General features: G+C 57.4%; 10 protein-coding genes. 6 read left to right on the plus strand and 4 right to left on the minus strand.

The genetic code is table 11. The annotated features are described in order from the left end of the window. Positions 1–184 precede the first annotated feature (184 nt). Positions 185–1021 (plus strand): alpha/beta hydrolase, encoded by an 837-nt coding sequence (locus ABDK74_RS15755; protein ID WP_346004587.1) that lies wholly within the window; start codon positions 185–187, stop codon positions 1019–1021. A 331-nt stretch (positions 1022–1352) separates the two neighbouring features. Here the strand turns inward: ABDK74_RS15755 and ABDK74_RS15760 are convergent, their stop codons facing one another. Together ABDK74_RS15760 and ABDK74_RS15765 are read right to left on the minus strand one after the other, a co-directional pair. Continuing rightward, on the minus strand, positions 1353–1694 hold the full coding sequence (locus tag ABDK74_RS15760) for a MarR family transcriptional regulator (RefSeq protein ID WP_346004588.1): 342 nt from the start codon (positions 1692–1694) through the stop codon (positions 1353–1355). A gap of 770 nt (positions 1695–2464) precedes the next feature. Beyond that, entirely contained in the window at positions 2465–2842 is a 378-nt protein-coding gene (locus tag ABDK74_RS15765; RefSeq protein WP_346004589.1) for a hypothetical protein, read from the minus strand. A gap of 283 nt (positions 2843–3125) precedes the next feature. Here ABDK74_RS15765 and ABDK74_RS15770 point away from each other — a divergent pair, with 283 nt between their 5' ends. The 4 genes from ABDK74_RS15770 to ABDK74_RS15785 are packed head-to-tail and all read left to right on the plus strand — an operon-like array spanning position 3126 to position 5006. Further along, positions 3126–3455, plus strand: coding sequence for an SMR family transporter (locus ABDK74_RS15770; protein ID WP_253441008.1), 330 nt, complete (start codon positions 3126–3128; stop codon positions 3453–3455). Between the two features lie 60 nt (positions 3456–3515). Further along, complete coding sequence (locus ABDK74_RS15775) at positions 3516–3734, plus strand: antitoxin MazE family protein (RefSeq protein WP_253440998.1); 219 nt, start codon at positions 3516–3518, stop codon at positions 3732–3734. Further along, positions 3731–4054 carry a type II toxin-antitoxin system PemK/MazF family toxin gene (locus ABDK74_RS15780; protein WP_211510848.1) on the plus strand — a complete coding sequence of 108 codons (324 nt, stop codon included), beginning with the start codon at positions 3731–3733 and terminating at the stop codon, positions 4052–4054. The genes ABDK74_RS15775 and ABDK74_RS15780 overlap by 4 nt, the downstream gene beginning before the upstream one ends. A gap of 7 nt (positions 4055–4061) precedes the next feature. Further along, on the plus strand, positions 4062–5006 hold the full coding sequence (locus ABDK74_RS15785) for a site-specific integrase (protein ID WP_346004590.1): 945 nt from the start codon (positions 4062–4064) through the stop codon (positions 5004–5006). 43 nt (positions 5007–5049) lie between these two features. Here ABDK74_RS15785 and ABDK74_RS15790 read toward each other — a convergent pair whose 3' ends face one another. After that, positions 5050–5514 carry a hypothetical protein gene (locus ABDK74_RS15790; protein WP_346004591.1) on the minus strand — a complete coding sequence of 155 codons (465 nt, stop codon included), beginning with the start codon at positions 5512–5514 and terminating at the stop codon, positions 5050–5052. 323 nt (positions 5515–5837) lie between these two features. After that, the gene (locus tag ABDK74_RS15795) at positions 5838–6323 is read right to left on the minus strand and encodes a helix-turn-helix domain-containing protein (protein ID WP_253441013.1); all 486 of its coding nucleotides are present in this window, start codon (positions 6321–6323) and stop codon (positions 5838–5840) included. A gap of 295 nt (positions 6324–6618) precedes the next feature. On the opposite strand from ABDK74_RS15795, the gene ABDK74_RS15800 reads away from it, so the two are divergent. Continuing rightward, positions 6619–7035, plus strand: coding sequence for a hypothetical protein (locus tag ABDK74_RS15800; RefSeq protein ID WP_346004592.1), 417 nt, complete (start codon positions 6619–6621; stop codon positions 7033–7035). Positions 7036–7142 lie beyond the last annotated feature (107 nt).

The raw sequence follows: 7142 nt of genomic DNA on the forward strand, positions 1-7142 counted from the left end.
CGGTCTGATCCGTCCAGATCCAGCAGTCTGCGCGACCGCAGGTGCCGCTTGCGGCAGAAAATCCTTGTCTAGCGCTCGGATACAGGCGATCTTCACCTCAAACGCCACGCCACTTGGGGAATGCAGGGTCTGTCCGGGACGTTGCGATCCCCATCACTGTCAACGACAAAAATGGAGAAGAGCCATGCCATTCGTTACCACCGCTGACGGCGCCGAGATTTTCTACAAGGACTGGGGGCCGAAGTCGGCCCGACCGATCCATTTCCATCACGGCTGGCCCCTGAGCGCGGACGACTGGGACGCCCAGATGCTGTTCTTCCTCGCGAAGGGCTTTCGCGTGATCGCTCATGACCGGCGCGGCCACGGTCGATCGAGCCAGGTGAGCGAAGGCCATGACATGGATCATTATGCCGCCGACGCCTCGGCGGTGGTCGAAGCGCTGGACTTGCGTGATGCGATCCACGTCGGCCACTCGACGGGCGGCGGTCAGGTCGCGCGCTATGTCGCCCGGCACGGCCAGCCCCAGGGCCGTGTCGCGAAGGCGGTCCTCATCAGTTCCGTGCCCCCGCTGATGGTCAAGACCGACAACAATCCCGAGGGCACGTCGATCGAGGTGTTCGACGATTTCCGGGCGCAGCTTGCCGCCGACCGGGCGCAATTCTACCTCGACGTGCCCAGCGGTCCCTTCTACGGGTTCAACCGGCTGCTGACCAAATCGTCCGAAGCCACCATCCGCAACTGGTGGCGGCAGGGGATGATGGGATCGGCCCAGGCCCAGTATGAGGGCATCGCGGCCTTTTCGGAAACCGATCAGACGGCCGACCTTCAGGCGATTACCGTGCCGACACTGATCCTGCAGGGCGATGACGATCAGGTCGTGCCGTACAAGGCGGCTGCGTTGAAGCAGCATGCGTTGATCCGTGGCAGCGAACTGAAAATCTACGAAGGCGCGCCGCACGGCATGCACACCACCCATGCCGAAGAGGTCAATGCCGACATTCTGGCCTTCATCCATGGCTGAGACGTTCGTTGGGGATGTCCTGCAACGTACTCGACGGATCGGAGCTGCCAGCGGCGGCTCCGATCCAACGCCGATCGTTGACCGGCAGGGTGGCTCGTGCCACGGGTGGCGGTGCTTGCAGCCGGCAACCATGCCACGCTCAAGCCGTTCGAGCGTATTCCGCGTACCGGCAATGCCATCGCGGCGATGCCTGGCGAGACGTTCGCCGCCGATCGCAGGTCGGGCGCACGGGCATGACGGCGGCAAGCGACAATGTCGTACCCTTGGTCCCGATTACGCACTCGTCCATGCGGAGGTGCCGGAAGCATTCGCCATGTTCTCTACGCGCCGGTCACTCCGTCGCTTCCATCTCTTCGGCGATGATCGCGAAATAACCCGGCAGCAATTGCGCCAGCAGCGCACTGCCACGATCGGTCAACCCGACATGCTTCGTTCGCGCGTCTAGGTCATCCCTGGTAACGACGAGCAGCCCCTCCGTCTCCAGCGCGCGCAAGGTTCGCGCGACGATCGGGCCTGCCACGTCGAGGCGGGCCGTGATCTCGCCGACCGTCAGCGTATCGCGTTCGGGTTCCCGGTCGATGACGATGAGGAACAGGAAGCGGAGTTGCGACAGCCCATGCTGCGCGAAATAGCTTTCCAGCCGGCGTATCAACAGGCTTGCCCGCCGCATCATCGACAGCCCCCGCGCGACCGAATCCGCCCTTATATGTGTTATGAATTTAGACAGTTAGAAGTGAAACAAGTTCAGATAAAAGCAGATAGGGAAGAGGACAATGTCCCAGTCTACGCAATCCGCTAACAACAATATAGACTTTAAAAAGATTATGTCTGATAAAGTAAAAAGAGCCATTATCTCGGAAAAAAGAATGAATCTAGCATCTGAAAAGGTTGTTTATTCTTTTACCGCATCATAATTTTTCACACAGGCAGCTTAGGCTGCCTTTTTTTTATTAAAAAATCCCTTCATAAATGAAAAATATAGAAGTCATGAGCGTAATCTGACACTAGATCTGTATTCAATTCATTCACGCGGCCATAGCCCGCCGTACAGCATCAGACTCCCGCCAGAGCACCCGAAGCAGGGTCCACACTGCGGGATCCAGCCCTGCTCCCAGTCCCGCCAAGTCGCGACAGGCACTCCCGCCAAAGCGGCAATGTCTTTCTGGGTCAGCTTCAGATGACGCCGCACGGTCGCCGGTAACGGAACGGCCCCGCAAAAATGACCAGTCCATCCGCAAAACTGAATCCGCGCTCCTCGGCGGACCTGGTCAAACAGAAATCCTCTCTGACGACTCTCATTGTCTCCGGCTGATGCTGAAAGATCGTGCCTGCATCGTGTCAGAGAGCGTTGCACGGTCGTGTCCCCATCGTGGCAAGATCGTTGCAGGTTTTTTTCTTCTCCATACACAAATGCAAACTTTCAGTTGCGCGTCTCATCCAGCACTAGTGCCAGTCGTAATCCGTGACGGCCTGATGCTGGACCTTGAGGGCTACGGCCTCCTGCCGGATCGCCTCAACGGTCTCCTCAGACACCGGACGTTTCCAGACATCGCCGTCCCGGTCATAGACCCATCCGGACGCTTTCATGCTGTTGCGCACGGCGGCCGGAGGCGTGACAGGAAACCGGACCAGGTACGTGAACGGGACAAACTCCAAAGGCTCCTCCCGGGCCTCCTGCTCGATCTGACGCGCCAGGTCGCGGAAGGGCGCGACAGCCTTCTGGAAGTCGTCTTTGTCGTCCTCGTGGATCCAGACATTCATCTGGACCAGGCCGAGCGCTTTGCGGCGTTGGCGGACGGCGTGCATGGTCTGTCGGCTCATGAGGGGCGCTCCAAAATCTGTTTTGACGCGTTTAGCACTAGTGCTCGATGAGACGCACACCTGAAAGGGTGCATTTGTATATGGAGAAGAGAAAATCCTGATATCGCGGTGATACTCTTGTGATACCGACCTGATACCGTCGCGATACTCTTTTGAGACCCTCTGATATCGACTGATCCCGCGCAGCGAACGGTATCAGGCAGGCCTTTCTAATGTCTGAGAATGCCCATTCTCAGACATCAAAAGGCTTTCTTTCTGAGGCGCTCCGGCTCATCATGACGCCATGAGTTATCTCTATCTCGGCATTGCCATCATTGCAGAAATCATCGCGACCTCGCTTCTCAAGGCTTCCGAGGGATTCACACGCTTCGTCCCGACAATCATTCTCGGCGTCGGATATCTCGTCGCCTTCTACTGCCTTTCGATGGCCCTCAAAGAGATTCCAACCGGCATTGCGTACGCGATCTGGTCGGGAGTGGGCATTGTCCTTGTCGCCGTGATCGCCTGGATCTTTCAGGGGCAGAGACTTGATCTCCCGGCCATGATCGGCATGGGTTTAATCATCGCAGGCGTGCTGGTGATGAATCTCTTCTCAACGACAGCAGGACATTAAGCCTGATTTTGGTAGAAATCAGCGCGCTTTCCCGTTACATGTAACGGGAGGAGAAACGCCATGACCCCTGTTGCCATCCGCGTCCAGAAGCGCCGTGACATCCTTCGCAAGGCCGGACTGCGCCCCGTCCAGATCTGGGTGCCAGATACACGCACCCCGGGCTTTGATGCGGAATGCGCGCGCCAGGCGCGTCTGGTGGCCGAGTCAGACCGGCACGATCCCGCACTGATGTCCTTCCTTGAAAGCGCAGCCAGCGATCTCGACGGATGGGAGGCATGAACCGGGGAGACTTCGTCACCGTTGCCCTCCAGGGGGATCTGGGCAAACCCCGACCGGCTCTGATCGTCCAGGCGGACCGCTTCGAGACGACAGCCTCTGTGACCGTGCTTCCTGTCACCAGCACCCTGATCGACGCGCCCTTGCTCCGCCTGTCGGTGGTCCCAGACGAGCGGAACGGGCTGCGCAAAACGTCCCAGGTGATGATTGACAAGCCCAGCACAGTCTCAAGAGACAAGATTGGCCCCACCTTCGGGATCGCCAGCGATACCGTCATGCTTTCCGTCAATCGCGCTTTGGCGCTGTTTCTCGGTCTGGCCTGAAGGGCCAGTGACCTTACAGCCCCGTTTCCCCGAGACGATTCCGGCGGTTCTTCAGGACGCTTCTGACCGTCTGGTTCTGGCGGCCCGGTCTCCGGCCACGCTGCGCGCCTATCGTACCGACTGGTCCGCCTTCGTCGCCTGGTGCCACACCCAGGGCGTCACGGCGCTCCCCGCTCGACCCGAAACTGTCGCCGCCTGGATCGCGTCGCGTCTGGAGCAGGGCCGCAAAGCCGCGACACTGGCCCGTGGGGTGGCCGCTTTGTCCTGTGCGCATGAGCTGGCCGGATTCGAGAGCTTCAGCCGCTCCCGCGTCGTCCAGGAGGCTTTGCGGGGCATGCGGCGGACGCTTGGCACCGCGCCGACCCGCAAAGCTCCCGCGACCGTGGACCTGCTGCGCCGGATGCTCGATGTCCAGCCCAACACGCTGATCGGCTTACGCAACCGGGCGCTTCTGGCCCTGGGCTTTGCCGGAGCGTTGCGGCGCTCTGAACTGGTGACGCTGGACGTTACGGATCTCGTGTCCCAGGAGGGCGGCGCATTACTCACGCTCCGGCGCAGCAAGACCGACCCGGACGGGGCCGGTCAGACGATCGGGATTCTGAATGGCTCCACCATCCGGGCGCTGGAGCATCTCGCGGCCTGGTGCGAGGCGGCCGGGATCACGTCCGGTCGGCTGTTCCGGTCCGTGGACCGGCATGGCCGGATCGGCGGGTCGCTGTCGGACCGATCGGTGGCCCGGATCATCAAAACGGCCGCCGAAGCCGTGGGGCTCGATCCGGAGCGCTTCTCGGGGCATTCGCTGCGGGCGGGGTTCATTACCTCCGGGGCTGAGGCTGGCGCCGATGCGCTACTAATCGCCGAAACCTCCCGGCATCAGAGCCTCGACGTGCTGCGGAGCTATGTCCGGCGTGCCTCGCTGCTGAAGACCCATGCCGGCCACCGCTTCCTGTAACCCCTAGCCAAACGGCCACCACCAGGGACAAAGGGGATACGCCTCATCGTAACGGCGTATCCCCTTTGTAGAGTACGCGTAGTACCCGTCCGATGAGGCTTTGTGGTTGTGACTGCGCAATGGGCTTCTGGGGTAAAGACTGTGCCCCATGTAATGGGGTTTTCTGAGCTTCAAACGTTGCCAGCCGCTCCCGCAGAACTGCGTTCTGTTCCTGACTGTCCAGAAGCGCTGTGGTCAAATCTTCTATCCTCTGCGCCTGTTTGACCGTAACACCCGTCAGGTTTTCGACCGTATTCCTGAATGTCTCCAGAGCTTGGTTTTCTGCTGTTTTTGTGGGGGGTACGGTTGTTTCCATCCGTTCCGTATCCTCGGGCACGAGAACACGGACAATCCCGTCATTGCCTCGCCCACGCTTCCACCCGGCGCGCCGGACCCGCTGCTTGGCGGCAGGAACGGTGATGCCCCATTGTTCGGCAAGCTCCTGATAGGTGCAGCGTTGGCGGGTCATAGGGTCATCCAGATCCAAGAGATACGCGTAAACGATACAAGCATATCCCTAGCGTAGCTACGCTGTATCTCGTCGAGCCTGGGCGAGTAAGATCGTTGCCCCGTCCGGGGTGACACATCTTGCCTGTTTGTTTTTTGTCCGAGACGGTCCGACTTGGCCTTAAACGATCTCAAAGGAGAACTCCCAAGGTTTCGGTCTGACTGAGGCCGTCTCGGGCCATTCAGGGCCAAGTCGGGCCGAGATGAAGGGATAGCCTTTCGTAGAGCTCCTTCGTCTTGAGCCTTTTGAACGCGTGTCTGAGGGGGAATTTTGGCTTGGAGACGTTAACTCGTCGAAGGAGAGGTGGACCAGGAGGCGATCAGATCGAGCCAGTCGTTCTTGGAGCGGGGCTTTTCAAAAGAAATATCTCTTTGAAAATGAGATCCGCTGTCATTCTGGCAGTTAGAAGAAAAACGGAGTTTTCGGCGGGAGAGAGCCTCTTTGAGACGCTGTGTCGCATGGACTGCGGCAGCCCTGGCTTGTTCCAGGCTGACCACGATCAACCGGTAGCGATTGGGACCATTCACAACGCGTCCTGAGCGCCGTACGCGCTGGCGGGTTCGTTCTATCAAACCCAGCCTGTAAGCCGTCTCCAGCGCCCGGATTACGGTTCTGGTGCTGCATCCTGCGCGGGCGGCAATGCTTTCGTGGGACGGGAAGAGTCCGCGATACCCTTCGAAGCTGGCCAAGGCTTGGAGGACGAGATGTGTCCTGGCAGTAATCTGACGGGCTTGGGTCAGGGTCCAGATCTGGGAAACGAAAGAGGTCATGTCCGTCCTTTTCAGACGGCAAGCACTTCCCAAGGAGGAGAACGTTGAACCTTTGAACGGCTCACGCTATATTCCTTCTATCGGGCGCTCTAGCGGGCTCAATCGCTTTTGCACCTGCTCGCCGCGTTACAGCGAGATTCGAAGGGGTCGGCCTGCCAGGGTCGGCCCCTTTTCCATTTCTAACTATATTGATCATATGAAATCATATTGTCTAGGTCTGCATGAGGTTGCTCTCCCAAGTTAGAAATGACAAAGGTCTGGCACCAAAAATTGAATTTGATAGCCAAACCTAAATATGATTTCGTTCAAAGACTTTTTAGTTTCAGAAGAAATTGATCAATATGATGGTATATTCAAAATTACTTTCTACATGGGTGGATACGAGTACTATATCTTTATAGAAGAATCAAAAACACCCAACAAATGTGAACTTCCGGAAGAATACCAAGAGCTAGAAGAGGTAGATAAATTCTATTATTTTAATTTTGACTCTAGAGAAAACAGGAAAGATGAAAAAACATATTACGCTAGAGACAAATCTCATAATAAATCCATATCTGAGCTTTTCAATTTGGCTTTTTTATTTGAAAGGTCAATAGTTATACATAAGAAAATTCATAATTCTTGTTTGTTTATTGCAGCTCCGGCAAGGCCGGATCTACATGTCTATTACAGACTTTTATTTAAATCTTATCCCACATTTCCCAAGTAAGGCGCTGATTTCGCTGTCCTGACCATTATATTTCCTATATAAAACATGGTGTTGAAGGCTGCGAGGGGCGCGTTTCATGGATCACCCAGAGGGTGCGGGCTTGCAAC

The sequence above is a fragment of the Gluconobacter sp. OJB genome, assembly GCF_039638275.1.
In the GTDB taxonomy this organism is placed as follows: domain Bacteria; phylum Pseudomonadota; class Alphaproteobacteria; order Acetobacterales; family Acetobacteraceae; genus Gluconobacter; species Gluconobacter cerevisiae.